Below are 26405 nucleotides of genomic sequence, written 5' to 3' on the forward strand. Positions count from 1 at the left end.
AGCAAACGCAACGCACGCTTCCTACCGGCGGTTCCACTGCTGGGGCTTGGGTCCTATTGAACATGCGACCAAAGTCAGATCGTGGCGCGCAAAAGGCCCAAACCCACGGTTGTTTGGAACCCACGCGTCTAAGAGCGATTGCCTGACAGGCCATTGAACGATGGTTCCCCTGATCGATGGCCAGCATTGGGAGCCCTTGCCAACCCTGGCAATCCTTCGGGCGCCACCGCGCTTCGCGTCAAGCCCAACGAGAGAGAAAGGAAGCAACAATGAGAACCGATCTTACAACCGTCGTAGCGGGATTCCTGCTGCTTGCCGGCATCGGTGCCGCCGCCGCACAGGATGTGGTCATTCAGCCGCAGGACGAAACCGTCATACAAGAATACGTAAAGAAACAGCCTCTGGCCTCAGTCAAGATTCCCGGCGTTGAGCTCAATGTCGGGACCGCCCTGCCCGATACAGTCGAGCTTCATGAAATTCCCAACGTCAAATATCGCTATGTCGTCGTGGACAATCACACCGTCGTCGTGGATCCCGGCACACGCAAGATCGTAAAGATTATCCAGTGAGCGCTTGAACGCCACGATCCGCCGTTTCAGGTCGGCGGATCGTGGCAACGTTCGCCGAGGGCCCATAGCCGACGGCGCGCCTCGGCGCACGGTCGCCGAGCCGCCGCTAGAAGACCCGGGTGGCACCCGTTGGTGGCGGCTAGGCTCTGCAGAGCATTGAAGTAGAGTTAAGGTGGTGCGGACGACGGGAATCGAACCCGTACGATCAGAGATCGAGGGATTTTAAGTCCCTTGCGTCTACCAATTCCGCCACGTCCGCGCGCCTTTCGTTTCAACTACCTAGGCGATCTCGTCAATTAGGGCCATGCAGTCCCAAAAAAGCGTTGTGCAAAACACGTTCGTTTTCATTCGCCCCGCACCGATTCTTCGTCCCGCAGGGGCGACCGGTATCGGTCAAACAGCGATCGGATGGAGCTTCAGATGCTGGATCAGGATGATGGTCTTGGCGTCGATGATGCGGCCATCGGCAATGCCGGCCAGAGCCTCGTCGAGCGGCATTTCCAGCACCTCGATGTCCTCGCCTTCGTCCGCTGCGCCGCCACCGGCCGAAATGCGGTCGGCGGGCGAATAGAGGGCGGTGAAGAACCAGAGCCGCTCGGTGACGCTGCCTGGGCTCATGTAGGGCGAAAACAGCCGCTCCACATGGTTCAGCCGATAGCCGAGCTCTTCCTCCGCCTCCTTGCGGATGCAGGTCTCCGGATCGTTTTCGTCGAGCAGTCCCGCGCAGGCCTCGACCAGCGGCTCGCGGTGGCCGGTGACATAGGCGGGATAGCGGAACTGGCGCACTAGGAGCACGGTCGAACGATGGGGATCATAGGGCAGGATCACCGCGCCATCGCCGCGATCGTAAGTCTGGCGGATTTGTGTCTCCCATTGTCCGTCGCGGCGACGGTAGTCGAGGACGGTCTTCTTCAGAACCGCCCAGTCGTCGGATAGGATTTCTTCAGAACGGATGCGGATACGATCTTCCATCGGCTGCCTCCACGTTACCCGGGAGGCGTAGCCGCGAACCAGCGTTCACGCAATCGGGGCAGCGGTTGGTCCAGCAAGCATTTCACTCTCTCGTGTGTGGCATGGCGGCGATCGATCGCCTAAATAGCGCATCCTATTCCCGGAGTTTCGTTCATGACCACATCGCTTTTCCAGCCGATCACGCTCGATGACTTGAGCTTTCCCAACCGCATCGCCGTCGCGCCGATGTGCCAGTATTCGGCCGAGGACGGCTCGGCGAGCGACTGGCATCTCCACCACTGGATGAACCTGGCAATGTCCGGCGCCGGCATGGTGACGGTCGAGATGACCGATGTCGAGCGGCGTGGCCGCATCAGCCATGGCTGCCTCGGCCTCTATTCCGAAGACAATGAAGCCGCTGCGCGCCGCGCCCTGGACGCAGCAAGGCGCGTGGCCGCACCCGGCACCAAATTCGGCACTCAGCTTGCCCATGCCGGCCGCAAGGCCTCGAACCGCAAGCCTTGGGAGGGCGGCGGACCGCTGCAGCCGAACGAGGATCCCTGGCAGACCGTCTCGGCTTCGGCAATCGCCTACGATACCGGCTGGAACGTGCCGCGAGCGCTGGAGGAAGAGGAGATCCTCCAGCTCATCGAGCGGTTCGCCGAGGCGGCGAGGCGGGCCGAACGCGCGGGCTTCGACTTCATCGAGCTGCACGCGGCGCACGGCTACCTGATCTTCCAGTTCCTGTCGCCGCTCTCCAACCAACGCACGGACAGCTGGGGCGGCTCGCTGGAAAACCGCATGCGTCTTGTCGTCGAGATCGCCAAGGCGGTGAAAAAGGCAGCGCCAAAACTGATGCTGGGCGCCCGGCTGTCGGTCAAGGATTGGGTCGATGGCGGTTTCGACGTCGAGGATGCGATCGAAGTGGCGAAAGCGCTGAAGGCCGAAGGCGTCGCTTATCTCTGTTGCTCGAGCGGCGGCAATTCGCCCTTGCAGAAACTGCCCTCCGGCCCCGGCTATCAGGTACATCTGGCGGAAGCCGTGCGCAGGGGCGCCGGCATCCCTACCCGCGCGGTCGGTCTGATCGACGATCCCAAACAGGCAGAGGCGATCATCGCCGAAGGCCGCGCCGACATGGTTGCGCTGGCGCGCGCCTTCCTCGCCGACCCGCGCTGGGGGTGGCGAGCGGCCGCCACGTTCAGCGAGGCGATCCATCCCGCGCCGCAGCTCGCGCGCTCGGTGACGACGATGCAGCACTGGATGAAGGCGGCGGGTTGAGCGGCCCTTCCGAGAAGGCGGAACGCGTCGTCGGACGACCGCCGCAATAGAGCTTCCAAGGAGGTCTGGGACGTTTGGGCGCAGGCTGAAGACACGGTTGCAACCAAATTGACTGCTTTGCGTTGCGGCCATGATGGACAACAAGCCTTTTGAAACACCGGTCGTGGTCGAACTCGGCCATGTCGGCAAATATCGCCACATCCGCAGTACCCAAGAGGCGGCGGAGTGCCTGATGACGGTTTGGCCGCTCAATCGCGGCCCCCGTCATCGTGATGCTCTCGACACTTGCCTCAAAGTGCTGGAAGGTTATCGTTCGACAGCGGATGCGCGCCGGGCCCTTATCGAAGCCGCCAGGGAATCGGAAGTGCTGGTGCCAGACGACAAGCTGTCCGACGACCGCCTGCATTGAGCGGACGGACCTTTAAACCGGAGGTTTTTGATGGCGAAGCTGACTTACAAGATCGTCGAGCATGACGGCGGCTGGGCCTACAAGGTCGGAGCGACCTTCTCGGAGACGTTTCCCACGCATCAGGACGCGTTGCGGGCCGCCGAGATCGCTTCAGCCGAGCAGCAGGTCGCGGGGTCGACGGACGGCATCCAGTACGAGGATGCCGACGGCAAATGGCATGAGGAACTGGCTGATGGACGCGACCGGCCGCAGACCGAGGTTTCCGACTGATCTTTCAGCCCAAAACCCGATCGCCCCAAAGGCCGGCCGCCCCGGAGCGCCGACCGCGGACGTCGGGAGAGAAAAACGTCCTACGGTCAGCAGGGAGCTTACGGCTGATTATTTGCCGCAGTACTGGTCATTGACGTTGCCTTGAGCATTGGCGTCCGGACCTGGAGTGTTGTGAGCACATGGGCCCATCCCACCGGTATTGCCTTGGGTGCTCAACCCGGAGCCGTATGCGTTGATGCTCCCGGTGGTGCTCTGGTCGATGGCTGATGAATCCTCATTGCCGAACAGCGACCAATTGTTCCACCAACTGTCATGGTTGTAATACCTGCCGTCCGTCGACTGCGCCATCGCCGATGTGGCAAGACCGGCCGTCAGAACGAATGCCGCGAAAAGTTTTTTGTACATTGGATCACTCCGTTTTGTATTCGTCGCCTTGGGTGCGACACGGGGCAAACCAGTCATCAGCCGAATGGTTCCTTGAATTCCTTGTGAAGCGTCGGTGAAGCCTAATCCCGAATGCGCGAGCCACTGTGCCCTGGACGAAGGCAGCGACCCGCATGGCGAAACTGATCTGGGGAGGTGCCAGTCCCGTTCAGGAAGACGATCGCCTCCGGCGGCCACCGACAGGTTGAAATGCGGAGATAGATGATCCTCGGCCGCCCGGCCACGCCAGGGTACTTAGGGCGCCAATATTCGGGGAATACCGCGATACGGGCACAGTTTGTTCACCGGTCGGATGGCATTGCCGCTGGCCGCGTGCCGCGCTATTTCAGGCGACCCGTTTTTGCCGGAGCCATCGATGTCCGAAATCGTTACCGCCGCCATGCTCGTCATCGGCGATGAGATCCTGTCCGGCCGCACCAAGGACAGGAATATCGGCCATCTGGCTGACATCATGACGGCCATCGGCATCGACCTGAAGGAGGTGCGCATCGTTCCCGATGAGGAAGACGAGATTGTCGCCGCGGTAAATGCGGTGCGGGCCCGCTATACCTATGTGTTCACAACCGGCGGCATCGGGCCGACCCATGACGACATCACAGCCGATTCGATTGCCAGGGCCTTCGGCGTGCCGTGCGAATACGATGCCAAGGCCTATGCCCTGCTGGAAGCAAGCTATGCCGCTCGCGGCATCGAATACACCGAGGCCCGCAAGCGCATGGCCCGAATGCCGCGCGGCGCCGACCATATCGACAATCCGGTGTCGGTCGCGCCCGGATTCCGCATCGGAAATGTCCACGTGATGGCGGGCGTGCCCTCGATCTTCCAGGCCATGCTCGACAATGTCGTGCCGACGCTGAAAGCCGGCACGAAAATGCTGTCGGCAGCGGTGCATTGCCCGTTCGGCGAAGGTCTCGTCGGCGGGCCGCTGGGCGAGATCCAGAAAGCGCATCCGGACACGATCATCGGCTCCTATCCGAAATACGGCGACGGCAAGTTCTGGACCGAACTGGTGGTCCGTGCCCGCAGCCAGCAGGCCCTGGACGCTGCGCGCGCCGATGTCGAGGCGATGGTGGCCGGCTTTGCCAGCAGCGCGAGCTGATCCGGTCCAGGCCGGAACCAAGCACAACGCGGCGACGTTTCCTTGCCGCGGGCGGATCGCTCGCAAAATGAGGGGATCACCATGCGCTTCAAGACCATCGTCGCCATTCTGCAGAACGAGCAGGACGCGGAGCGAGTGCTCGACTTCGCCATTCCGCTTGCCGGCCGCTTCCAGAGCCATCTGATCGGCATCCACGCCGAAGCGCTTCCGGTGCCCTACACGTCGGCCACCGGCTTTCCCGACACCGAGTTCCTGCAGGTTTCGGCCGACATGAACCGCGAACGGGCCGAAAAGCTGCGGGCCGCGTTTCTCAGGCATATCGAGAATTCCGGCCTGTCCTTCGAATGGCACAGCCTGGAGAGTTTTTCCGGCGACAGCGCCCTGACCGGCATTTCAAGCGTGCGTGCCGCCGACCTGATCATCGCCGCGCAGCGCGAGACGGGCGGCGATGCGAGCGCCGACGTCGACACACTGGTCTACGACGCCGGACGGCCGGTGCTGGTAGTGCCGCACCTGGGTCCACTGATCACCACCTTCAAGCGTGTGCTGCTTGCCTGGAACGGCAGCAAGGAGGCCGCACGCGCCGCCTTCGATGCGCTGCCCTTCATCATCGAGGCCGACAAAACCGACATTCTGGTCATCGATCCGCCGGACACGCTCGATGAACGCCCCGAGGCCGCCGGAGCGGAAATCGCTTCCGCCTTGTCGCGTCATGGCGCCAGCGTGAGTGTCTCGGTGCAGAGATCGGGCGGCACCTCGGTCGACGAGGTGATCCAGACCAGGATCGCGGAGACCGGCGCCGATTTGCTGGTGCTTGGCGCCTACAGCCACTCGTGGCTGCGCCAGCTCCTGTTCGGCGGAGTGACGCGCTCCGTGCTGCGCACCGCGCCGGTGGCGGCTTTCCTGTCGCGGTAAGTTCACAGTGTCGTTTGCGGCCGCTCTTGCCAAGCGCGAGGTTTTCCAGTTACTTCCGCGCGCATTCCCCTGTTTTCTGCGCGCGACCGCGCGTGCTGCGGAGTGCGCGAAAGATGTCCCTTCCCGAAAAAGCCTTTCCGGTCTCCTGGGACCAGTTCCACCGCGATGCGCGCGCGCTCGCCTGGCGGCTTGCCGGCACCAACAAGGCGCAATGGAAAGCGATCGTCTGCATCACGCGCGGCGGCCTCGTGCCGGCGGCGATCATCTCGCGGGAGCTTGGCATACGCGTTATCGAGACGGTCTGCGTCGCCTCCTATCATGACTACAGCAGCCAGGGTCAGCTGCAGGTGCTGAAGGAGGTCACGCCGGCCCTGCTTGCCGACGACGGCGCGGGCGTGCTGATTATCGACGACCTGACCGACACCGGCAAGACGGCTGGCATCGTGCGCGCCATGATGCCGAAGGCGCATTTCGCCACCGTCTACGCCAAACCGAAGGGGCGGCCGCTGGTCGATACTTTCGTCACCGAGGTCAGTCAGGATACCTGGATCTATTTTCCCTGGGACATGGGCTTCACCTACCAGAAGCCGATCGCTGACGATCACGCCGGCTGATTCGCGGCAAGCAACCTGCTGCAAATCGAGCCGCAGGGAAGTCTCATCCACTAGGCAAAGGGTCTCGCGAGGCTGGCTGGCGCGCGGAAATCGGCGTCTATTGGCGAAAATCGGCCATCCTGATGAAAGTTTTTACTTTTATTGCCGACAATTGGCCGTAAGATTCGTGAGACGGCAAACGATTCTGGAGGCTGGGGCTAGCTTCTCCGATGCTGACGAGGCCAACGACGCACAACCATCTGGCCGAAAGGGTCCGGCGACTCTTCGGCACCGCGCCGTGCCGTCTGCAGGTAGCCGCCCTGCCCTGGCGCGAAACCGGAAACAGCGTCGAGATCATGCTGATTACCAGCCGCGATACCGGCCGCTGGGTGCTTCCGAAGGGCTGGCCTGAAGCCAGGGAGCCGCTTTGCGAAGCCGCGGCGCGCGAGGCTGTCGAGGAAGCCGGACTGCGCGGGACGATCTCGCATCTCGAGGCCGGCCGCTACTTCTACGCCAAGGCCCTGGCCTCCGGCGAGGAAGTGCCATGCGAGGTATTGGTGTTCCCGCTGCATGTCGACAAGGTCGCCGACCATTGGAAGGAAAAACGCTCCCGCACCCGCAAATGGGTCAGTTCGAGCGAAGCGGTGCGCATGGTCAACGAACCGGATCTTTGCCAGATCATCGCCTATTTCTGCGCCGACCCGCGTCGGTTTGCCTGAACCGGGACCGGCCGCGCCACCAAGCAGCTCGGACGGGGGCGCCTGCGGCGTGAATGCTTTTCTAATGAAGACGTAATAGGATCTGATCCGATCCTGGCGTTTTACCGATGACAAATCCCGCAAATCCCAATCCAGAGAGATCCGACGAGCACAAGCGCGAGCATCGCCAGCGCGTGCTCAAGGGCGGCACGATCATCACGGGCATCTCGAATTCGGAAGTTGGCTGCACGCTGCGCAATCAAAATGAAGGTGGCGCCGAACTCAAGGTTCCGCCCGAAGCAACGATTCCGGATCATTTCCTTCTCTATGTGCCCGTCGACGGCATCGGCTATCGATGCGAGGTCCGCTGGCGCCGCAACGGCCGGATCGGGGTGCACTTCACCGGAACCGAGCCGAAGCCCAGGACGCATTACGGCTGATCCGCGACGTCGGATGCGCCAGATGGTCTGTGCCTGGATCACGCCCCGGAGCCGTCGCGAAGCCTGACAAGCGCGTCTTTGTCCCCTCGGCCGGGGGCTACCGCGGCAGCTCCATTCTATCCCCGTTATCCACATGTGTGACACACAAGATGTTGAGGTCACAAAAGCTACGCAAACGAATCCTTGACGGCGCAAAACGAGTCGCCTTTTATAGGCCATGCGCTCCTGTTGAGAGCGCGACCGGAAAGTTCTGAGCCCGGTCTTTTTCCCGGATTATGTGCGTTTTTCCCCACATTTCCGCCTGTTTACGAGGCTGGCGGAAGCGTTGGGATTGTGGGGCGTGGGCGATAAAAGGGAGAATTGTCGGACTGGAATAAATTGTCTGTTAACACTATATTTAGTGTTTGCAGGCAGGTTCGACGCTAGATAATGTGAATTTCCCTCGAGTGAGGGAATCGGAAAAAATCAGTTTTGAGGGACCCGCGGGTTCGTCGGTGAGTTGGACAGGCGCTTCGCAAGAAGTTTGACCAGCAAGGCGGACGAAGACCGCGAAAATGGAGAGCCGGCCGTTTTCGAACGCCGGCAGACGGCGGACATGCGCGTTTCGCATTGGGAGCAGAAATCTCCTGACGAAAGCGCTATATATAGACAAAAGGGACCGGACCAATGCGCATCGAGCGTCGTTTCACCAGACAGGGACAATCGGCTTACGCGGAGATCGAATTCCGCAAGGCGCTCTCCGAGATCAAGAATCCGGATGGCTCGGTGGTGTTCCGCTTGGACAATATCGACGTGCCGGCGCAATTCTCCCAGGTCGCCGCCGACATCCTGGCGCAGAAATATTTCCGCAAGGCCGGCGTCCCCGCGCGGCTGAAGAAGGTCGAGGAGAACGATGTTCCCTCCTTCCTGTGGCGCTCAGTCGCCGACGAGGCCGAACTTGCCAAGTTGCCGGAAGCCGAGCGCTACGGGTCCGAGATCGACGCCCGCCAGGTCTTCGACCGGTTGGCCGGCACCTGGACCTATTGGGGCTGGAAGGGCGGCTATTTCAAGTCGGAGGAAGACGCGCGCGCCTTCCGCGACGAGCTTGCCTATATGCTGGCCACCCAGCGCGTGGCGCCGAACTCGCCGCAATGGTTCAACACCGGCCTGCACTGGGCCTATGGCATAGACGGCCCGAGCCAGGGCCACTTCTATGTCGACCCGTTCACCGGCAAGCTGACGAAGTCGAAATCCTCCTACGAGCACCCGCAGCCGCATGCCTGCTTCATCCAGGGCGTGCAGGACGACCTCGTCAATGAGGGCGGCATCATGGATCTGTGGGTGCGCGAGGCGCGCCTGTTCAAATACGGCTCGGGCACCGGCTCCAATTTCTCGCTGCTGCGCGGCGAGGGCGAAAAGCTGTCCGGCGGCGGCCGTTCGTCCGGCCTGATGAGCTTCCTCAAGATCGGCGACCGCGCCGCGGGCGCCATCAAGTCGGGCGGCACGACGCGCCGCGCCGCCAAGATGGTCATCGTCGACGCCGATCACCCCGACATCGAGGAATTCATCGACTGGAAGGTCAATGAAGAGCAGAAGGTCGCCTCGCTGGTGACCGGCTCCAAGATCGTCAAGAAGCATCTCGAAGCGATCATGAAGGCCTGCGTCAACTGCGAAGGCCATGACGACGACTGCTTCGACCCCGCCGTCAACACCGCACTGAAGCGCGAGATCAAGGCGGCCAAAAAGGACGCGGTGCCGGAGAACTATATCTACCGCGTCATCCAGTTCGCCAAGCAGGGCTACACCTCGATGTCGTTCAAGACCTACGACACCGACTGGGATTCCGACGCCTACCTCACCGTCTCCGGCCAGAACTCCAACAATTCGGTGTCGCTGAAGGACAATTTCCTGCGCGCCGTCGAGGATGATGCCGACTGGCATCTCACCGCCCGCAAGGACGGCAAGGTGCTGAAGACGCTGAAGGCCAGGGATCTCTGGGAAAAGATCGGCTACGCCGCCTGGGCATCCGCCGATCCGGGCCTGCACTTCAACACGACGATGAACGACTGGCACACCTGCGCCTCCGCCGGTGCGATCCGGGCCTCCAACCCATGCTCGGAATACATGTTCCTCGACGACACGGCCTGCAATCTCGCCTCGATCAATCTGCTCCCCTACCGCAATGCCGACGGCACGATCGACATCGCTGCCTATGAGCATACGGTCAGGCTGTGGACCATCGTGCTGGAAATCTCGGTCATGATGGCGCAGTTCCCGTCAAAGGAGATCGCCAAGCTCTCCTACGACTACCGCACGCTGGGCCTCGGCTATGCCAATATTGGCGGCCTGTTGATGACCTCGGGCATTCCCTACGATTCCGATGAGGGCCGCGCCATCTGCGCCGCGCTCACCGCCGTCATGACCGGCACCGCCTACGCCACCTCGGCCGAGATGGCGTCCGAGCTCGGCGCCTTCCCCGATTACGACCGCAATGCGCAGAACATGCTGCGCGTCATGCGCAATCATCGCCGCGCCGCCTATGGCGACAAGGACGGCTACGAGAAGCTGGCCGTCAACCCGGTGCCGCTGGTCGCTTCCGACCTCAAGCAGCAGGGCCTGGCGACGCACGCTAAGGCTGCCTGGGACCGTGCCATCGAACTCGGCGAGGAGCATGGCTATCGCAACGCGCAGGCGACCGTCATCGCGCCGACCGGCACGATCGGGCTGGTCATGGATTGCGACACAACAGGCATCGAACCCGACTTCGCGCTGGTGAAGTTCAAGAAGCTCGCCGGCGGCGGCTATTTCAAGATCATCAACCGCGCCGTGCCGGAAGCGCTGCGCACGCTGGGCTATTCGGAAAGCCAGATCGCCGAGATCGAGGCTTACGCCGTCGGCCATGGCAATCTCAACCAGGCGCCCGGCATCAACCCCGGCTCGCTCAAGGCCAAGGGCTTCACCGACGACAAGATCGCGGCGCTCAACGCGGCGCTGAAGTCGGCCTTCGACATCAAGTTCGTCTTCAACCAGTGGACGCTGGGCGCCGACTGGGTGAAGGAGACCTTTGGCTTCACCGACGAGCAGCTCAACGACTTCTCGTTCGAGATGCTGCCGGCGCTGGGCTTCTCCAGGAAGGACATCGAAGCCGCCAACATCCATGTCTGCGGTGCGATGACGCTCGAGGGAGCGCCCTTCCTAAAGGCCGAACACCTCCCCGTGTTCGACTGCGCCAGCCCCTGCGGCAAGATCGGCAAGCGCTCGCTGTCGATCAACAGCCACATCCAGATGATGGCGGCGGCACAGCCCTTCATTTCCGGCGCCATCTCCAAGACCATCAACATGCCGAACGACGCCACGGTGGAGGACGCCAAGAACGCCTACATGCTGTCGTGGAAGCTGGCGCTGAAGGCCAACGCGCTCTACCGCGACGGCTCGAAGCTGTCGCAGCCGCTCAATGCCTCGCTGCTCGCCGATGGCGAGGAGGACGAGGACGAGGCGATCGAACAGCTGGTCGCCGCGCCCGCCGCGCAGCGTGCGGTGCAGGTTACCGAAAAGATCGTCGAGCGCGTCGTGGAGCGTCTCTACCGCGACCGCGAAAAGCTGCCGAACCGCCGCAAGGGTTACACGCAGAAGGCGGTCGTCGGCGGCCACAAGGTCTATCTGCGCACCGGCGAGTTCGACGACGGGCGTCTCGGCGAGATTTTTATCGACATGCACAAGGAAGGCGCGGCCTTCCGGGCGATGATGAACAATTTTGCCATCGCCATCTCGCTCGGCCTGCAATATGGCGTGCCGCTGGAGGAATTTGTCGAAGCCTTCACCTTCACCAAGTTCGAGCCGGCCGGCATGGTGCAGGGCAATGACGCGATCAAGAACGCCACGTCGATCCTCGACTACGTGTTCCGCGAACTTGCGGTCTCTTATCTCAACCGCCACGACCTCGCCCATGTCGACCAGTCGGATTTCGACAAGACGGCACTTGGCCGCGGCATCACTGAAGGCAAGGCCACGCCCTTCTCCAAGGGCCTCTACCGCGGTGCCTCGCCGGTCAAGCTGGTGTCGGGCGCCGAACCCAAGGGATTCGGCGGTTCTGCCCCGGCCACGGCCCCTGCCCGCGTGGCGCCGACGGCCTTCTCCGGCTCCAACGTGCTGGCGCTGAAGCCGGCGAGCGACGAGGCCATCGCCTATAAGCGTGACTATGAGGAACGCGCCAGGGAGCTGGTCGAGGACATCGCCGAGGAGGAAGCCGAGGCTTCCGGCGCCGAGGGGCTATTCTCCGACGCCGCCGCGCACGAGGCCGCGGAAGCCAAGGCGCTCGCCGCCACCCGGCGCCAGCAATCGCTGATGCAGGGCTACACCGGCAACGAATGCTCGGAATGCCACAACTTCACCATGGTGCGGAACGGCACCTGCGAGAAGTGCGATACGTGTGGAAGCACGAGCGGGTGCAGCTGACCATATGAACACCAACTTCATATCGCATTTGCGGCTAAAGAACTGGAGAAACTTTCGGGACGTTGACATAACGCTTCAACCGAGGGCGTTTTTTATCGGGCCAAACGCGTCAGGAAAATCCAATATTCTTGACGCGTTCCGGTTTCTTCGAGATTTAGTTAGTGTTGGTGGGGGATTAGCAGAAGCAATACGAAGGCGAGGAGGAATATCCCACGTTCGCTGCTTACATGGGCGCATCCCATCTAACGTAGAGATCGAAGTTGGAATCGTTTTAGACAATGTGCAATGGGAATATCTTTTAAGCTTCAATCAAAATAGATCGGAAGATCGCCCGCGTATAGTTGCAGAGCGGGTCAAGAACGATTCGACCATAGTTCTGAATCGAGATGTTGAAATTGAGAAATCAGACGATCCTCTAACACTGACGCAAACGCAACTGGAGCAACTTTCGACAAATAAAAACTTCCGCGACATCTATGACTTCTTTCAATCTATTAGGTATTCGCACGTGGTTCCGCAGATCATTCGCGATCCGCGTCGCACTATTGATGAGACTGAAGATCCATACGGTGGCGATCTGCTGAAACGAATTAATGAGACTCCGAAAAAACGTCGCGCCGCCCGTTTGAGGCGAATGAAAGAAGCGCTCGCTATTGCCGTCCCACAATTTGAAGATTTAGATTTTGAGGTGGATGAAGCGGGTGTACCCCATTTAATGGCTGCATACAGGCACTGGAGAAAGAACCCAACAAAACAACGGGAAGAAACCTTCTCTGACGGGACACTAAGACTGCTTGGCCTGCTTTGGGCGATAGGAGAGGAGGCCGGACCGCTTCTGTTAGAAGAGCCTGAATTGTCACTAAATGATGCAGTCACCAATCAGATACCCCGGATGTTAGCACGGATGCAGAGGTTGACGGGCCGTCAAGTCCTAATAACAACTCACTCCAGCGCACTTTTGAGTGACAAAGGTATCGGGCCAGCTGAGGTACACATACTAGAAGTGACAGATAACGGAACTGAAGTAAAAACTGCCTCTAACATTCCAGATGTCAGAAAAATGTATGAAGCGGGCTTGAACCTCTCTGAAGCGTCTATGCCACTTGTTCGCCCAAAGAATATAGAACAGCTGTCACTTTTTTAGGTGCAATTTCTTGATATATGTGGCGTCGGAAGGTGATGTTGACGCAGAGGTTTGCAAAGCAATCTGCAAATACTGTGGATTCCAGGAGATTAGAACTTACCCGTCCGGTGGAAAGACAAAGCTAGATCCTAAAATCCCGGCGTACGTAAAGGCATCTCAGCATATGAAATGGCTGGTAGTTCGGGATCTAGATCAGGAGTATGACTGCGCACCCTCACTAGCTCAGGCTCTAACGAACTTTCATAGCTCACCGAACTTTTCACTCCGTATAGCAACGCGAGCTATCGAATCTTGGATATTGGCTGATCACGAAGCCGCGGCGGAATGGCTTTCTGTTAGTCAATCCAGAATTCCGGTGGCTCTGGATACGCTAGCTAATCCCAAGCAAACGCTGGTGAACATAGCACGAAAGTCGCGGAGCCGTTCTGTGCGAGCTGCCTTAGTCCCTCCTGAAAGTTCGGGAGCAGCTGTGGGGGCTGAATATGAAAGCGAACTTATTAAGTTCGTCAAGAACAGCTGGAGTGTACAGCGAGCACAGAACTCGACCAGATCACCGTCACTAGGCAGCTGTATTTTTCGAGTACGCTTGATGAAAGAATGATATCGGCGCACAAATATTCCTGATTTATCTCGCATCATCTACCCATCTGCATGTCGCTTTTCGGGTGCGCGGCCGGGCCGAGGTAGAGGCCTTCTTTTGCGCGGTACTTGAGGCGGTGCCAAGGACAATGGCGCGCCTGGCCCGCGGCCGGATTACGGGGTGAATTACTACGCCTGCTTCGTGCTTGATCCCGATGCTACAACATCGAGGCGATGATCAATGAGTCTTCAATCCGCGTCGGCCACCATCTGCCGGCCGCCGGCCCAGGCGCGCCATTGCCGTTCGTCGCCGTGGAAGACGTTGAGATCGATGCGGCCGGTTACGCCGTGCGACAGGCCGGAGCCGGAATATTGCCAGAACAGCCATTTGCGGCCGGGATAGACTTTTGAGGGGTGCTGCGCCACGGCGCGCAGCCAGAACGAATAATCGAGGAATTCGCCGCGGAGATTGTCGCGGTAGAAATCGGGCGCGGTGTAGATGATGGGCCGCTGGCCGTAGTGGCGTTCAAGCTTGTCCATGAACACCTGCATCTTCTCCAGCACCTTCTCGCGCGACGGGCGCCGCTTGCAGCTGGATTCGCCGTTCCATTCGACATCGATCACCGGCGGCAGGGCGCCCTCGACCCTGGGCACGTTGCGGATGAACCAGTCGGCCTGCTCGCCGGCGGTGCGGCACCAGTAGAAGAAGTGATAGGCGCCGCGCTTCAGCCCTGCGGCGTCGGCGTTGCGCCAATTCCTGGTGAACATCGGATCGAGATGGTCGCCACCGTCGGTCGCCTTGATATAGGCGAAGTTGGCCCCCTGGGCGCGCAGCTTCTCCCAGTTGACGTTGCCTTGCCAGCGCGACACGTCGACACCATGCACGGCAAGGTGGCGGGGCGAGGAGCGGCCGAAATTGATCGGCTTGGCATCGCGAAAGCCGTAGCGCGTGACAGGCCCGGCCAGCATCGGCGGTGCCGCCCGCGACAAGAGCTTCGGCGGCGATACCAGCGCCGCCGGCTCGACGACCGGCGGCTCGACGCTGTCCGGCAGGTCGGGCGCCGGAAACGCCACCGTCTCTTCCTCCGCCAGGCCGTAAGGTCGGACATTCTCGTCCACCGGCATGGCTTCCGCCATCCTGCGTTCGGCTGCCATTCTCCGTTCGGCCTTGGTCACTGGGGCGGATGCGATCGGCGCGCTTGGTCGCACCACCGAGTTGGTGATCTCGTTCGACGGCTTCTGGATGTCCAGCGCGTCCATGCCGGATGTCGACGAGCAGCCGGCAAGGCACAGCGTTGCGATCACGAAACTGACGGCGCCTGGTAACCGCATCTGGACCTGTACTCAAACACAACAGACCGAAGGCAACGGCCGACGGACAAACCAGGTCTAGTTATGAACGAGAAATTACCAATAAAGATTGAATCAAGTTTTTAAGCATCTTGGGCACGGTTCCGAGTGTCGGCCGTGCGCGGTGACAAGCGCAATCTAGGCCTGCCGATCCTATCGCCTGAAGACGCCGATCATCGGCCCCAGGTTCCAGTAGTCGTCATTGCGGCCGATGGCCGGCGCGAGCAGGCTCGATATCGACCCGTCGAGGAACAGCGCATTGTCGCAGCCGAGCCCGTCGCGAAACAGGCGTGCGAATGCATGGAATGTCACCGTGCCATTCGAAATGGCGAAGACGACGACGCCGTCCTTTCGCACCCCGACACCGTCGCGCGTCTTGCGCGAGGTGCTGTCGGCCCGGAATTTCTGGTGCAACTTGCCGTTGATCACCAGCATCGGCCCGGACTGCGTGGCATAATCGGTGGGCGGACGCTTCTCTAGGAAATCCCTTGTCGCGCGGACCGCGGCCTTGCCGTCGCTGATGTAGAAAATACCATTGGGCTGGAGTGAAAAATTGCCGCTTCCCGACCCGACCTTCGCCGAGGCCAGTTCCTGCCCGCGCTCGACATACAGGCCGACCGGCGCGAGGTTTGGATGGTACATTCCGGCATTGATGGCGAACAGCATCGTGCGCCCGGCCCGCCGCTGGGCATCGTCGAGATTGTGCAGCGATTGATAGGGCTTGCCGGCCGGATCCTTCCAGAACAATTCGATCCGATATTGCCTGGGATCGACCTCGCAGACCAGGTAGCTGGTGGCCTCGAAGACGAGGTCGCGGCACGGCGGCAACGAGGCGAACCATTGGCCGACCCCCATGCCGATCGCCGCCGCCGACGGCAGCGCGGTCTTGATCAGCGCGAGCAGTAATGGCGCGGATTGGAGGACAGTCAAAAGATCCATGCGCGCACCGGATTTCCAGTTCCAACGAGCCGCCGCCAGCATTCGCCGGCACGACGCAAGAACGGTCCCAAGCGGGAATGGATCAAACGGCCAAGGTCGACATGCGGCTGCCGACGCAAGACATCGGCGACATCATTGAACAGAGCTGACGAGCCGCTCGTCGCCGCCAAGGATGGAAACCCAGCGACCGCTGTTGTCGCTCGCCTGTCTCTTCAGGTAGCGATAGCCTGTCTGGTTCCAGAGGCGAACCTTGTCGCTGAGATTGTCGAGGATGAAATCGCCCTTGTCGGTGCGCACCGTAAGCACTGCGTGGCCTTCGCCGTCGGGCTTGCGCACCACCGTCATCAGCAGATTGGCAATGGCAATGCCGGCGGCCTGGAGTTCGCGCTGCTTTTCAAGCGCGTAGTCTTCGCAGTCGCCAAACCCGTTATCGGGGTAGGCCCACCACTCATCCTTGCCGTAGTTGTCCATGTCGCTCATCGGCTTGACGCGGGTGTTGACCGAGAGATTTACGGCGGAAATTTCCCGCAACAGCTGGCCGGTCATGCTCTCCGGAGCGTTGGCGGGCGAGCGGATGGAGCATTCGGCAGAATGGACCTTGCAAAAATCATAGTGCCCGATCGGCTGGGAGGTTTGCCCGCCGATAGTCATGGAAAGCGGTCCCGCATTCGCCAAACCCGCGGCCGAACAAAAAGCCGTCAGCGCAAACGCAAACCCCAAACCCCTCGCCTTGCGGCGCCAACCCACCGAGGATGCCATACGGCCCCACCCATCTATTTTTGTTAACAGAACGTTAAAGATGGATTTTGCCTGGAGTCAATGAAGGCGGCCGATCACATCTTTGGCGATCGACTCATGCCCGACCGGGGTTGCGCCGAAGCAACACCGGCTCGCACGTTCCTGGAGTTGCCTTTTAGTCCCTTGTCTGAAGTCGGCGGAAAACCGCTGCGCGCTTTTCCGGGATTGCTTCAGGCAAGCCATCCCATCGCCAGGCCCAGCAGCAAAGCGATGCCGAGCACGCCGCGATAAATGACGAAAGGCCAGGCCGAGAAGCGTTCCAGCACACGCATCAGGCTCCATATAGCAAAGAAGGCGGATAGCGAGGCAACCACCAGGCCGACCGCGAGGATCGACCAGCCATGGGCATCGAGATGGGCCTTGTGCAGTTCCCAGACCTCCTTGAGACCGGCGAGTGCGATGGCCGGCAGCCCCAGCAGGAATGAAAAGCGCGCCGCTTCTTCCCGCTTAAAGCCGAGCCCCAGTGCTGCCGTCAAGGTCGAACCGGACCGCGAGACGCCCGGGATCAATGCGCCGATTTGGGCGATGCCGACGAGCAGCGCATCGGCCATGGATGCCTGGCCCATGGTGCGCGCATGGCGGGCACGGAGTTCGGCCAGCGCCAGCAGGAGTGCCATGACGATGCAGGCCCAGCCGATGACCCCGAGGCCGCGCAGCGGCGAATTGCAGGCGTTGAGAAGGCCAGACAGAGCCACGCCGGCGATGGCGATCGGGATCGTCGCCAGCACGATCCAGAGCGCCAGCCGGAAATGTCGGTCGGCGAAATCGCGCCGTTTCAAGGCACTGACCGAACCGGACAGGATGTCCCTGACATCGTTCCAGAAGTAGCTGATCACCGCGGCGAGGGCCGCAAGCTGCATGGCGGCGGAGAAAGCGGAGCCGGGATCCTGCCAGCCCAGCATCGCCGGGACGACGCGCATGTGGGCGGTCGAGGAAATCGGCAGCAGTTCGGTGATGCCTTGCACCAAGCCGAGAAATGCGACCTTGGCGTAGCCCAGGCCGACAAAGCCCATGTCCATGCCTTGCATGCAGCTGTCGGCCATGTCGAATTCCATGTCAGAGAGATCGGAGTTGCGCGGGGAACGACTGGGGCGATCGGCCCCTGGGCAAGCCATACCGCCATGGGACGGAAAATCAATTTACGGATTTGTGAACTGGCACCCGGGAATGGGCGTCAGCGAGTGCGGAAGGCGCGTTCGAATATCAACACCGCGCCGCCTCGGCGCGTTGGCAGCACCAGGCAGTGGCCAGACCGGCCCGGCGGGTCGGCCTGCAAAAACTGGAGGAAATCACGATGCGATCAGGGGCACAGCCAGAGTTTCTGGCACGCCCTGGCGATCACGTGCGCCGGCGGCACAACCGGCTCCTCGACGGAAGGCCGACGCGCCCGTTCGAGCAGCATGCGCACCTGTTCCGGGCGCACACGATCGCGCTCCATCACAAGCAGGACCATCGGATCGCTCAAAAGCTCGTCCAGGGTACTGATGCTGTCGTTCATCCGTCGTCTCCTCGAATGCCGGCCCGCACCGGTTAAATAGGGAGACAATGATGGCTCGCCAATGACGCTTTGCCGGCTTTCGCGTGACTGTTTCGGTTATTTCGTGACTGTTTCGATTAATTTTTGTCACGGTCACGTAATTTCACCCTTCTGTTGGCCCGCTTCATCCGGCACAGCTCATCGGTTTCGGCGCTCAAGCGCCGATCCACCTTCTTTCATAAGGCGGGAAGGGAGGCCGGAGGCCTCAGGCAGGCGGCGCGCCTTCGTGCTGCGGCAAGCCGTCATCGAGCACCACCCAGGGCTGCTTGGAGGCGGTCCAGATGTGCATCTGCGGCTTGAAGACGGACGATCGTCGAGTGACCCGGTGGTGACGCCTATAATGCCGGCGGCATCGCGCCGCGAAAACATCGTCGTACCGCAGCTTGGGCAAAACCCGCGTTTAATATCCGGCGAGCTGTTCGCGGTCGCCAACGGCCCTTCGACCGTCACATCGTCGATGCGAAACAGCACACGCGCATTGAAGGCGGCGCCGATCGCCTTTTGACAAAGCCGACAATGGCAGATGCGTTCGTTGACGGGCTCGACGTCGGCGCGATAACGCACCGCCCCGCACAGGCATCCGCCCTGATAGTTAGCCATTGCCGTATCCATTCCCGAGAAGATTTGATGCGAGACTATCGAGGCCGGATATCGGGTCAATTCAAAAGCATTGATACGATCCCATCGACTGCAGCGATAAAACTGCCGGCCGCCTCAAGGGAGACCGCCGGCAGCCAATGCCGGCAAGCTATTCGGTTTCGCCGACCACCTCGTCCCAGCTCTTCACCTTGGTCTCGCCGTTGAGGAACGGCAGCGCGGCGGCCGTCAGCTCTGGAGCGAAGAAGACGTCGTAGTGGGTGCGGTTGGGCAGGATCGCCAAGCGGTTCCGTGACAGGTTTTCACGCATCCAGCCGGCGTCCTTCAAACCGCCGCCGAGCATCTGGTAGAACTTGATCTCGTGCTCGGGCTTGTACATGTCGCTGTCGCCGTAGGCCAGCATGACCGGCATCTTCAGCTTGGGAACATCGGCCGAGTAGTCGTAGTTCTGGCGCATGAAGTTGCCGAGCGTATCGAGCAGCTTCGGGAACTCCTCGGGATGCGGCGCCACGGCGACGTAGGATTTGTACATCGGCGTGTCCTTCATGAAATCGGCCGCTGCCGCGCTCACTTGCGCCTGCTGCGGGCGCATCTCGTCATAGAAACCGTCGGCGGCATAGCCGGTCGAGACCAGCACAAGCCGGCGCACCGTTTCGGGGTGCTGGACGGCCATCCGGAAGGCGACACCGCCGCCCAGCGAATAACCCATGACGTCGACCTCGCCGTAACCAAGCCGTTTGACGATATCAGCCATGTCGTCGCCCATCGCCTCCAGCGTGAACGGCCGGTCGCCAAGCGCGGTGCGGCCATGGCCTTGCAGGTCGACGGTGATGACAGTGCGATGCTCGGCAAGCTTCGGCAGGATGGGGGCGAACATGTCCGCTGTGCCGAGACCGCCATGCAGCAGAAGCAGCGGCTCACCCTTGCCGTAGACGGCATAATAGTAATTCAGGCCGTTGATCGGCAGCAGGCCGGATTTTTCAGGCTTCGGCGGTGTCTTCGCTTCGGTCGTCATGGCAGATTTTACCTCGTTTGCGTTGGCGATGCCCGGACAGGCGAGAAGCGCCGTGGCCGAAGCAAGAATGGCGAAAAGCAGGGCTTTGGACATATCGATCTCCTCCAGTCTGTCCGTGTGTCGGTGCGTTCTTGAGCTGGCTGGTGCATCGGCCCCAACCTGGGCGAAAACCGATCGAGAATATTGGTCTGACCGGCTTCCGTCCCAAGGACGAACCAGCGAAATGCAAACCGACATCATCAAGGAGAAATTCCGGGGCTTTCCCGTGGATGGGGATCAACGGCGAAATCGAGGACGCGTCAGTGGCGCTTGGCTTGCACCAGATAGGCATCAATCTCGGTCTCGCCGAGCCACTTGGCCGCTTCCAGCCGATGCAGGCCTTCTACCAGGATATGACGCTTGCCGTCGTGACGGACCTGGATCGGCATCTTCATGCCATTTTCCAGAATGTCCTCAGCGAGATGACGGACCGTCTCGGGATGCAGCGTCTTCTTACGCGCCGTCGGCACGTAGATGTCGTCGACCTTGACCTTCTGCACTCTGAGCATGTCGACCCCCGGGGCGGAACGCCGCCTTGTCCTGAGATAGTCGCTTTGTTGACGAGGGCCAAGGGCATGGCGACGAATAGGGCGGAGGCAACCGGGTTTGTCTGCCGCCGCGCAGTCGATATTGCGTATCAGCCTTTGTAGATACGGTCCTCGAACGGCGTCTCGGCAATCAACGCCTGCAGCCCTGACAGCAACGCCTTCTCGGCGCGGTTCATCGCCTTGTCCGGATTGACCAGCAGGAAGATATCGATGGCCGGCGGCGCATCATAGGGCGGCAGCCGCCACAGCGCGCCGTCGGCCACATCGCGCCGCGCCACATGCAGCGGCAGCGGGCCGATGCCGAGCCCGGCGACGATCATGCGCCGCACCTCCTCCAGGCTGGACGAAACGCCCACGACATCGGCGTTCAGCCGTGCTTCGCTACGCAACAGTGCGACCGGCCGCAGCGCATCCGAAATATGGTCGGTCTGGAACGATACTGACGGCTCGTCGCGGAGATCGGCGAGCGTCAGTCCGGTTTGCCCATAGAGCCTGTGCCGCGGCCCGCAAAAGAAGCCGAAGAACTCGCGATAGACCATGTCGTATTGCAGCGCCGGATCGCGCTGGCTGACCAGGCAGACGCCAAACGAAGCACGGCGCTCCCTCACCTGCTTGGCCACTTCGGTGCTTGCCGCGACCGAAATGGTGATGCTGGCGCGCGGATAGTTGCGGTGGAATTCCGACAGCGCCCGATCGAACAGCGGCGAGACCACATGGCTGGCGGTCGCGATCATGACGTGGCCGGTGACATCGTCGCTGATGCCGCGCATCAAGAGCGGCAGCTGCGATATGGTGCCGAACACCTCGATGCTCTGCTCGTAGAGAAGCCGTCCAACCTCGGTGAGCTCGAAGCGCGTCGCATCGCGTTCGACCAGCCGCCGGCCGACCCGGTCTTCCAGCCGCCGCAGCGCATTGCTGACGCTTGGCTGCTTGAGGTTCAGCCTCTCGGCGGCACGCGTTATGCTCTTCACCTCCGCGATGACGACGAATGTCCGCAAAAGGTTCCAGTCCAGATCCCAGACCAGCCGTTCGGGGCGCGGCAATGCCATTCCTGATATCTATGCTCCCTATTTCCATTATCTATTTGCGCAATGCTACCGCAAAGGCAATCATTGCCGTCAGGAGTGCGCCCCAACGCCTCCCAAGAACAAGCCTTCGCGCTCCATCCAGAGGACAGGTTTCAAATGAACAAGGTATTTTCCGGCATTGCCGTCGCGGCGCTGCTGTTTGCGTCTTCCTTCGCTAACGTCTCGGCCAGGGCCGATGACCTCGAGAAGGTCAAGGCGGCGGACGAATTGAAGATTTCCATGAGCGGGCAGTATCCCCCCTTCAACTTCGTCAACGACCAGAACGAGGTCGTCGGCTTCGACGCCGATATCGGCAAGGCCATCGCCGAGCGTATCGGCGTCAAGGGCACCATCATCACGACCGCCTGGGACGGCATCATCGCCGGCCTGCTCGCCAACAAATACGACACCGTGGTCGGCTCGATGACGATCACGCCGGAGCGTGAGAAGGTGGTCGATTTCGTCGGCCCCTACTATCACGCCGGCCGTGCGGTTTTCGTCAACCAGGATTCCAAGGTGCAGAGCCTCGACGAACTCAAGGGCAAGACCCTTGGCGTGACGCTCGGCGAAACACATGAGAAATGGGCGCGCCAACAGGGCGGCTGGGACATCCGCACCTATAAGGGGCTGCCGGAATTGCTGCTTGAGCTGAAGGCGGGCCGCGTCGACGCCATCGTCGTCGACAACATTCCGGTCATGGTCGCCGTCAAGGAGACCGGCGAGAAGGTACGCAAGCTCGACACGCCGGGTATCGAAGGCGGCAGCGTCGCCATCGGCATCGCCATCCGCAAGGACAATCCCGAGCTCAAGGCCGCCATGCAGAAGGCGCTGGACGGCATGATGGCCGATGGTACCTACGAGAAGATATCGATGCACTGGGTCGGCAGCGACATCCGCTAACTTCGCCAGGCTTCGGCGGTCCAGGCCGCCTGAAGCCGAAAGCCACTGCGCCGGGCCATTCCATGGATTTCTCCTTGATGCAGCGCGTCTTCCCGTTCTTCGTGGAAGCCGCCTTGGTGACGCTGGAACTGACAGCGCTGGCCCTGGTTCTGGGGCTGGCCGTGGCAGCACTGGCCGCGACCGCAAGAATGTCGAGATCGGCGGTCCTGCGGGCCATCGGCACGCTCTATGTGAGCCTGTTCCGTGGCACACCGTGCCTGATCCAGCTCTTCGTGCTCTATTTCGGCGGTCCGCAGATCGGCATCAATCTGGATCCGTTCGCGGCCGGCGTGATCGGCCTCGGCCTCAACATCGGCGCCTATATGGCGGAGTCAATCCGAGGCGCGGTGGTTGCGGTCGACCGGGGCCAGACGGAGGCGGCCCGCACAATCGGATTCGGCCGGTTCCAGACCTTGCGCAAGGTCGTGCTGCCGCAAGCCGCCCGGCTGATGATCCGCCCGCTTGGCGTCAACACGGTCGCGCTGTTGAAAGGCTCGGCCCTGGTGTCCACCATCTCGGTCGTGGAATTGACCTACACCGCGCAGCGCTTCATCGGCTCCACCTACAAGCCGTTCGAAATCTTCGGCGTCGCGGCCCTGCTCTACATGATCATGGTCTATGCCGTCGCCCGCATAGTCGACATGCTCGACAAACGCTTCGCGATTGTCTGAGGCAGAACACGATGCAAGGCCTGGATTTCACAGTCATCGCGCCCTACTGGGATCTTCTGCTGACCGGCGCCTGGTGGACATCAGTGCTGACGGTCTCGGCGGGAGCGCTCAGCTTCGTCGGCGGCATCTTCTTTGCCGTGATCGTACTTTACGCGCCGGCAATCCTGGCCTACCCCGTACGCGCCTTCATGTGGGTATTCATGGGCACGCCGCTGCTATTGCAGCTCTTCCTGATCTATTTTGGCCTGGTGCAGGTCGGCATCGACATCCCTGCGCTTGCGGCCGGCATTGTCGGCCTTGGACTGCATTTTGCCGTCTACAATGCCGATGTCATCCGCGCAGGCATCGTGGCCGTCGATGTCGGCCAGACGGAAGGCGCGCGCAGCATCGGCTTCGGCAAGTGGCAGACGCTGCGCCACGTCGTGATACCGCAAGCCATCCGCAACACGGCGCCACCGATCGGCAGCAATTTGATCGCGCTGTTGAAGGAATCCTCCATCGTCTCGGTCATCGGCATTGCCGAACTGGTTCACTCGGCGCAACTGGCGATCAGCGAAACGTTTCGCCCTTTCGAATTCTACATCACTGCCGCCGCGCTCTACTACATTCTCAACCTCGTGCTCGAAGCGGCCCTGCATCGGTTCGAAAGACATGTGGAGGTTTCCCGATGAGCACGCAGCGGCCGATGGTCGAGGTCCGCGGCGCACGCAAATCGTTTGGCGCCGTCGAGGTCCTCAGAGGTATCGACCTGTCGGTCGAACGTGGGCAGATCGTCGCCATCATCGGCCCGAGCGGCTCCGGCAAGAGCACGCTGCTGCGTTCCATCAACCATCTCGAGGGTTTGAACAGCGGTGAGGTCTGGCTGGACGGCCTGCAGGTCAACCAGAAGCTGCATGGCCAGGCGTTCGAAAGGCACATCAACAAGGTGCGCCAGCAGATGGGCATGGTGTTCCAGCACTTTAACCTGTTCCCGCATTTGACCGTGATCGAGAACATCACGATGGGGCCGGTGATCCTGAAAAGCATGCCGAAAGCCGAAGCTCGTGCGCTGGCGCTTGGTCTTTTGTCCAAGGTCGGGCTCTCCGACAAGATCGACGCCTATCCCTCGCGTCTTTCGGGCGGGCAGAAGCAGCGCGTGGCGATTGCCCGCGCGCTGGCCATGCAGCCCAAGGTGATGCTGTTCGACGAGGCCACCTCGGCGCTCGATCCGGAGCTGGTCGACGAGGTCAACGCGGTGATGAAGCAGCTTGCCGCCGAGCACATGACCATGCTCATCGTAACGCACGAAATGCGCTTTGCCGGCGAAGTGGCCGACAGGGTGCTGTTCATGGATGGCGGCGTGGTAGTGGAAGAAGGCCCGCCGGGCGACATCTTCCGCGCCCCGCAAAAGGAACGCACCCGCACCTTCCTCAAGAAATACCTTTCAGCCTGAGCATGACAATGACCAGATTGACCACTGAATTCCCCGATTTCGGATTGACGCCAGAGCAACGCCGGCACGCGGTGCGCGGACACTACTACGAATGGCCAGGTATGGATGGCGAGCGCGGTGAAATCTGGTGCTACAGCGACCGGTTTTCCTATCGCGCCGGCGAGACAGTGACGCTGCATGTCAGTTCGACGGCTCCGTCCTTCATCATGACGATCGTCCGCGACGGTGGCACCGAGACAAAGGTATTCGAGAAGTCCGGCATTCCGGCGCGTTGGCAGGAAAGTCCAGACCAGTGCTCGGCCGAAGGCTGCGGCTGGGAAGCCTCGTTCGAATTCCGCGTCGGCAGCGACTGGCCGTCCGGCGCCTATCGCGTGACGCTGACCGCGGACGGCCGTGACGGCAAGCCGATCCAATCCTATCATCTTTTCATCGTCGCGCCCCTGCCCGGCAAGAAGCCAGGCCGTGTGCTGCAGGTGGCGGCGACAGGCACCTGGCTCGCCTACAACACCTGGGGCGGCTCCAATCACTACCAGGGCATCACCGGGCCGGACCGTAACCAATATTCTCCGATCGTCTCGACGCAGCGCCCCTGGTGCCGCGGCTTTGTCGTGCTCCCCAAGGAGGCGCCGCGCGTGCCGCTGGAGGTCGCGGTGCCACCCAGGACCGTGCCGCGCTATCCTCACATGGAATGGGCGCTTGCGACGGGCCATTCGAAGAAATACGCCTCGTCGGGCTGGGCGAGCTATGACAGCCATTTCTTCCGCTTCGCCGAACGGGCGGGCTACGCCGTCGATCTCGCCAGCCAGCACGATCTGCATTTCTCGCCCGACATTCTCGATGGCTACGACTGCGCCGTCTTTGTCGGCCATGACGAGTACTGGACCTGGGAAATGCGCGATGCGGTCGACAGCTACGTCGAACGTGGCGGCCATGCGGCGCGCTTCGCCGGCAACTTCATGTGGCAGACGCGGCTGGAGGATGAAGGCCGGCGGCAGGTCTGCTACAAATACCGCGCCCGAGCCGAGGACCCCGCCTATCGCGGCGGCGACGTCACCCGCGCCACCAATTCCTGGGAGGCGCCCGAGATCGGCCGGCCGGGTTCGGCGACCTTCGGGCTCAACGCCACACGCGGCCTCTATGCCGGATGGGGCGGCTGCGCGCCACGCGGCGTGCGCGGCTTTCCCGTGTATCGGCCCGAGCACTGGGCCTTTGCCGGAACCGGCATCTACTATGGCGACCTGCTTGGCGCCGACAGCCATGTCTATGGCTATGAGGTCGACGGGCTGGATTTCGAAATCCGCGGCGGCCTTCCCTACCCGACCGCGACCAGCGGCGCACAGGACGGCTTGCAGGTTCTCGCCGTCGGCATGGCCAGCCAGGTCGAGGAAAGCGCCGACATCCCGATCGAGGATCAGTTTCTCACCGACGAGGATGGTCGCTTCAGCGCCGAGACGCTGTTCGGCGATCGGAGCGACGCCAATCTGGAAAAGGTCAAACGCGGCAACGGCATGATCGTCAGTTTCCCGCGCGGCAAGGGCGAGGTCTTTCACGCCGGAAGCTGCGAATGGGTCGCCGGCCTGCTGAGGCAGGACCCGATGGTCGAACGCGTTACCCAAAATGTCCTCGATCGTTATCTCGGAAAGTCCTGAC

26 protein-coding genes, 1 tRNA gene and 2 pseudogenes are annotated in these 26405 nt (G+C 61.4%); 17 read left to right on the plus strand and 12 right to left on the minus strand.

The window, feature by feature from the left end; genetic code table 11:
* Positions 1–269 precede the first annotated feature (269 nt).
* A complete protein-coding gene (locus tag FJ443_RS26325) occupies positions 270–569 on the plus strand; it encodes a DUF1236 domain-containing protein (RefSeq protein WP_140493726.1) in 300 nt (99 codons plus the stop codon).
* A 173-nt stretch (positions 570–742) separates the two neighbouring features.
* On the opposite strand, the gene FJ443_RS26330 is transcribed toward FJ443_RS26325, so the two are convergent.
* Positions 743–828 (minus strand) — tRNA-Leu (locus tag FJ443_RS26330).
* Positions 829–962: 134 nt separating this feature from the next.
* On the minus strand, positions 963–1541 hold the full coding sequence (locus FJ443_RS26335) for an NUDIX domain-containing protein (protein ID WP_140517660.1): 579 nt from the start codon (positions 1539–1541) through the stop codon (positions 963–965).
* A gap of 153 nt (positions 1542–1694) precedes the next feature.
* Here FJ443_RS26335 and FJ443_RS26340 point away from each other — a divergent pair, with 153 nt between their 5' ends.
* The 3 genes from FJ443_RS26340 (at position 1695) to FJ443_RS26350 (ending at position 3477) form a co-directional block, all read left to right on the plus strand.
* On the plus strand, positions 1695–2798 hold the full coding sequence (locus tag FJ443_RS26340; RefSeq protein WP_140666322.1) for an NADH:flavin oxidoreductase/NADH oxidase: 1104 nt from the start codon (positions 1695–1697) through the stop codon (positions 2796–2798).
* A 130-nt stretch (positions 2799–2928) separates the two neighbouring features.
* The gene (locus tag FJ443_RS26345; protein WP_032920128.1) at positions 2929–3207 is read left to right on the plus strand and encodes a DUF982 domain-containing protein; all 279 of its coding nucleotides are present in this window, start codon (positions 2929–2931) and stop codon (positions 3205–3207) included.
* 30 nt (positions 3208–3237) lie between these two features.
* Positions 3238–3477 carry a DUF2188 domain-containing protein gene (locus FJ443_RS26350; protein WP_140493732.1) on the plus strand — a complete coding sequence of 80 codons (240 nt, stop codon included), beginning with the start codon at positions 3238–3240 and terminating at the stop codon, positions 3475–3477.
* Positions 3478–3585: 108 nt separating this feature from the next.
* Here FJ443_RS26350 and FJ443_RS26355 read toward each other — a convergent pair whose 3' ends face one another.
* Entirely contained in the window at positions 3586–3882 is a 297-nt protein-coding gene (locus tag FJ443_RS26355) for a hypothetical protein (protein ID WP_140494988.1), read from the minus strand.
* A gap of 394 nt (positions 3883–4276) precedes the next feature.
* Here FJ443_RS26355 and FJ443_RS26360 point away from each other — a divergent pair, with 394 nt between their 5' ends.
* From FJ443_RS26360 to FJ443_RS31830, 8 genes and pseudogenes are all read left to right on the plus strand, one after another.
* Positions 4277–5020 carry a competence/damage-inducible protein A gene (locus FJ443_RS26360; RefSeq protein WP_140666324.1) on the plus strand — a complete coding sequence of 248 codons (744 nt, stop codon included), beginning with the start codon at positions 4277–4279 and terminating at the stop codon, positions 5018–5020.
* 81 nt (positions 5021–5101) lie between these two features.
* Complete coding sequence (locus FJ443_RS26365) at positions 5102–5935, plus strand: universal stress protein (protein WP_140493736.1); 834 nt, start codon at positions 5102–5104, stop codon at positions 5933–5935.
* 113 nt (positions 5936–6048) lie between these two features.
* Positions 6049–6549: a xanthine phosphoribosyltransferase gene (gene gpt / locus FJ443_RS26370; protein ID WP_140493737.1), complete on the plus strand. Its 501-nt coding sequence runs from the start codon at positions 6049–6051 to the stop codon at positions 6547–6549.
* A gap of 209 nt (positions 6550–6758) precedes the next feature.
* Positions 6759–7247 (plus strand): NUDIX hydrolase, encoded by a 489-nt coding sequence (locus tag FJ443_RS26375; protein ID WP_140493739.1) that lies wholly within the window; start codon positions 6759–6761, stop codon positions 7245–7247.
* Positions 7248–7354: 107 nt separating this feature from the next.
* Entirely contained in the window at positions 7355–7666 is a 312-nt protein-coding gene (locus FJ443_RS26380; RefSeq protein ID WP_140493741.1) for a PilZ domain-containing protein, read from the plus strand.
* A 666-nt stretch (positions 7667–8332) separates the two neighbouring features.
* Complete coding sequence (locus tag FJ443_RS26385) at positions 8333–12100, plus strand: vitamin B12-dependent ribonucleotide reductase (RefSeq protein WP_140666326.1); 3768 nt, start codon at positions 8333–8335, stop codon at positions 12098–12100.
* A 4-nt stretch (positions 12101–12104) separates the two neighbouring features.
* Complete coding sequence (locus FJ443_RS26390) at positions 12105–13244, plus strand: ATP-binding protein (protein ID WP_140666328.1); 1140 nt, start codon at positions 12105–12107, stop codon at positions 13242–13244.
* 641 nt (positions 13245–13885) lie between these two features.
* A pseudogene (locus FJ443_RS31830) lies at positions 13886–14075 on the plus strand (VOC family protein); the annotation flags it as partial.
* On the opposite strand, the gene FJ443_RS26400 reads toward FJ443_RS31830, so the two are convergent.
* From FJ443_RS26400 to FJ443_RS26440, 9 genes and pseudogenes are all read right to left on the minus strand, one after another.
* On the minus strand, positions 14073–15155 hold the full coding sequence (locus FJ443_RS26400; RefSeq protein ID WP_140517671.1) for a GH25 family lysozyme: 1083 nt from the start codon (positions 15153–15155) through the stop codon (positions 14073–14075). The pseudogene FJ443_RS31830 and the gene FJ443_RS26400 sit on opposite strands and share 3 nt — an antisense overlap.
* Positions 15156–15326: 171 nt before the next feature.
* Entirely contained in the window at positions 15327–16112 is a 786-nt protein-coding gene (locus tag FJ443_RS26405; protein ID WP_140666330.1) for a phosphodiester glycosidase family protein, read from the minus strand.
* Positions 16113–16244: 132 nt separating this feature from the next.
* The gene (locus FJ443_RS26410) at positions 16245–16871 is read right to left on the minus strand and encodes a transglutaminase-like cysteine peptidase (RefSeq protein ID WP_140583315.1); all 627 of its coding nucleotides are present in this window, start codon (positions 16869–16871) and stop codon (positions 16245–16247) included.
* 209 nt (positions 16872–17080) lie between these two features.
* The gene (locus FJ443_RS26415) at positions 17081–17953 is read right to left on the minus strand and encodes an undecaprenyl-diphosphate phosphatase (protein WP_140666332.1); all 873 of its coding nucleotides are present in this window, start codon (positions 17951–17953) and stop codon (positions 17081–17083) included.
* Positions 17954–18210: 257 nt separating this feature from the next.
* On the minus strand, positions 18211–18408 hold the full coding sequence (locus tag FJ443_RS26420) for a hypothetical protein (RefSeq protein ID WP_140493757.1): 198 nt from the start codon (positions 18406–18408) through the stop codon (positions 18211–18213).
* Between the two features lie 244 nt (positions 18409–18652).
* Positions 18653–19047, minus strand: a pseudogene (locus FJ443_RS26425) (GFA family protein).
* 148 nt (positions 19048–19195) lie between these two features.
* Complete coding sequence (locus tag FJ443_RS26430) at positions 19196–20152, minus strand: alpha/beta hydrolase (protein ID WP_140656024.1); 957 nt, start codon at positions 20150–20152, stop codon at positions 19196–19198.
* Between the two features lie 206 nt (positions 20153–20358).
* Positions 20359–20607, minus strand: coding sequence for a ParB N-terminal domain-containing protein (locus tag FJ443_RS26435; protein ID WP_006206067.1), 249 nt, complete (start codon positions 20605–20607; stop codon positions 20359–20361).
* Positions 20608–20735: 128 nt separating this feature from the next.
* Entirely contained in the window at positions 20736–21695 is a 960-nt protein-coding gene (locus FJ443_RS26440) for a LysR family transcriptional regulator (protein WP_140564662.1), read from the minus strand.
* Between the two features lie 135 nt (positions 21696–21830).
* Between FJ443_RS26440 and FJ443_RS26445 the strand changes: the two genes are divergently transcribed.
* From FJ443_RS26445 to FJ443_RS26465, 5 genes are all read left to right on the plus strand, one after another.
* Positions 21831–22613, plus strand: coding sequence for an ABC transporter substrate-binding protein (locus FJ443_RS26445; protein WP_140564664.1), 783 nt, complete (start codon positions 21831–21833; stop codon positions 22611–22613).
* A gap of 62 nt (positions 22614–22675) precedes the next feature.
* Positions 22676–23323 (plus strand): amino acid ABC transporter permease, encoded by a 648-nt coding sequence (locus FJ443_RS26450; protein WP_140564666.1) that lies wholly within the window; start codon positions 22676–22678, stop codon positions 23321–23323.
* An 11-nt stretch (positions 23324–23334) separates the two neighbouring features.
* Entirely contained in the window at positions 23335–23994 is a 660-nt protein-coding gene (locus FJ443_RS26455) for an amino acid ABC transporter permease (RefSeq protein WP_140561000.1), read from the plus strand.
* On the plus strand, positions 23991–24755 hold the full coding sequence (locus FJ443_RS26460; RefSeq protein ID WP_140493771.1) for an amino acid ABC transporter ATP-binding protein: 765 nt from the start codon (positions 23991–23993) through the stop codon (positions 24753–24755). The genes FJ443_RS26455 and FJ443_RS26460 overlap by 4 nt, the downstream gene beginning before the upstream one ends.
* Before the next feature lie 8 nt (positions 24756–24763).
* Entirely contained in the window at positions 24764–26404 is a 1641-nt protein-coding gene (locus tag FJ443_RS26465) for a N,N-dimethylformamidase beta subunit family domain-containing protein (protein WP_140666334.1), read from the plus strand.
* Position 26405 lies beyond the last annotated feature (1 nt).

Source organism: Mesorhizobium sp. B2-6-1, assembly GCF_006440475.1.
GTDB lineage: Bacteria > Pseudomonadota > Alphaproteobacteria > Rhizobiales > Rhizobiaceae > Mesorhizobium.

Excerpts from the sequence above, each read along its gene's own strand:
- FJ443_RS26355 (WP_140494988.1), bottom strand. The coding sequence starts at position 3,882 with ATGTACAAAAAACTTTTCGCGGCATTCGTTCTGACGGCCGGTCTTGCC.
- FJ443_RS26385 (WP_140666326.1), top strand. The coding sequence starts at position 8,333 with ATGCGCATCGAGCGTCGTTTCACCAGACAGGGACAATCGGCTTACGCG.
- FJ443_RS26415 (WP_140666332.1), bottom strand. The coding sequence starts at position 17,953 with ATGGCCGACAGCTGCATGCAAGGCATGGACATGGGCTTTGTCGGCCTG.
- FJ443_RS26455 (WP_140561000.1), top strand. The coding sequence starts at position 23,335 with ATGCAAGGCCTGGATTTCACAGTCATCGCGCCCTACTGGGATCTTCTG.
- FJ443_RS26440 (WP_140564662.1), bottom strand. The coding sequence starts at position 21,695 with ATGGCATTGCCGCGCCCCGAACGGCTGGTCTGGGATCTGGACTGGAAC.
- FJ443_RS26445 (WP_140564664.1), top strand. The coding sequence starts at position 21,831 with ATGAACAAGGTATTTTCCGGCATTGCCGTCGCGGCGCTGCTGTTTGCG.
- FJ443_RS26365 (WP_140493736.1), top strand. The coding sequence starts at position 5,102 with ATGCGCTTCAAGACCATCGTCGCCATTCTGCAGAACGAGCAGGACGCG.
- FJ443_RS26345 (WP_032920128.1), top strand. The coding sequence starts at position 2,929 with ATGATGGACAACAAGCCTTTTGAAACACCGGTCGTGGTCGAACTCGGC.
- FJ443_RS26340 (WP_140666322.1), top strand. The coding sequence starts at position 1,695 with ATGACCACATCGCTTTTCCAGCCGATCACGCTCGATGACTTGAGCTTT.
- FJ443_RS26335 (WP_140517660.1), bottom strand. The coding sequence starts at position 1,541 with ATGGAAGATCGTATCCGCATCCGTTCTGAAGAAATCCTATCCGACGAC.
- FJ443_RS26350 (WP_140493732.1), top strand. The coding sequence starts at position 3,238 with ATGGCGAAGCTGACTTACAAGATCGTCGAGCATGACGGCGGCTGGGCC.
- FJ443_RS26465 (WP_140666334.1), top strand. The coding sequence starts at position 24,764 with ATGACCAGATTGACCACTGAATTCCCCGATTTCGGATTGACGCCAGAG.
- FJ443_RS26405 (WP_140666330.1), bottom strand. The coding sequence starts at position 16,112 with ATGGATCTTTTGACTGTCCTCCAATCCGCGCCATTACTGCTCGCGCTG.
- FJ443_RS26375 (WP_140493739.1), top strand. The coding sequence starts at position 6,759 with ATGCTGACGAGGCCAACGACGCACAACCATCTGGCCGAAAGGGTCCGG.
- FJ443_RS26325 (WP_140493726.1), top strand. The coding sequence starts at position 270 with ATGAGAACCGATCTTACAACCGTCGTAGCGGGATTCCTGCTGCTTGCC.
- gpt (WP_140493737.1), top strand. The coding sequence starts at position 6,049 with ATGTCCCTTCCCGAAAAAGCCTTTCCGGTCTCCTGGGACCAGTTCCAC.
- FJ443_RS26430 (WP_140656024.1), bottom strand. The coding sequence starts at position 20,152 with ATGTCCAAAGCCCTGCTTTTCGCCATTCTTGCTTCGGCCACGGCGCTT.
- FJ443_RS26435 (WP_006206067.1), bottom strand. The coding sequence starts at position 20,607 with ATGCTCAGAGTGCAGAAGGTCAAGGTCGACGACATCTACGTGCCGACG.
- FJ443_RS26360 (WP_140666324.1), top strand. The coding sequence starts at position 4,277 with ATGTCCGAAATCGTTACCGCCGCCATGCTCGTCATCGGCGATGAGATC.
- FJ443_RS26460 (WP_140493771.1), top strand. The coding sequence starts at position 23,991 with ATGAGCACGCAGCGGCCGATGGTCGAGGTCCGCGGCGCACGCAAATCG.
- FJ443_RS26410 (WP_140583315.1), bottom strand. The coding sequence starts at position 16,871 with ATGGCATCCTCGGTGGGTTGGCGCCGCAAGGCGAGGGGTTTGGGGTTT.
- FJ443_RS26380 (WP_140493741.1), top strand. The coding sequence starts at position 7,355 with ATGACAAATCCCGCAAATCCCAATCCAGAGAGATCCGACGAGCACAAG.
- FJ443_RS26400 (WP_140517671.1), bottom strand. The coding sequence starts at position 15,155 with ATGCGGTTACCAGGCGCCGTCAGTTTCGTGATCGCAACGCTGTGCCTT.
- FJ443_RS26450 (WP_140564666.1), top strand. The coding sequence starts at position 22,676 with ATGGATTTCTCCTTGATGCAGCGCGTCTTCCCGTTCTTCGTGGAAGCC.
- FJ443_RS26420 (WP_140493757.1), bottom strand. The coding sequence starts at position 18,408 with ATGAACGACAGCATCAGTACCCTGGACGAGCTTTTGAGCGATCCGATG.
- FJ443_RS26390 (WP_140666328.1), top strand. The coding sequence starts at position 12,105 with ATGAACACCAACTTCATATCGCATTTGCGGCTAAAGAACTGGAGAAAC.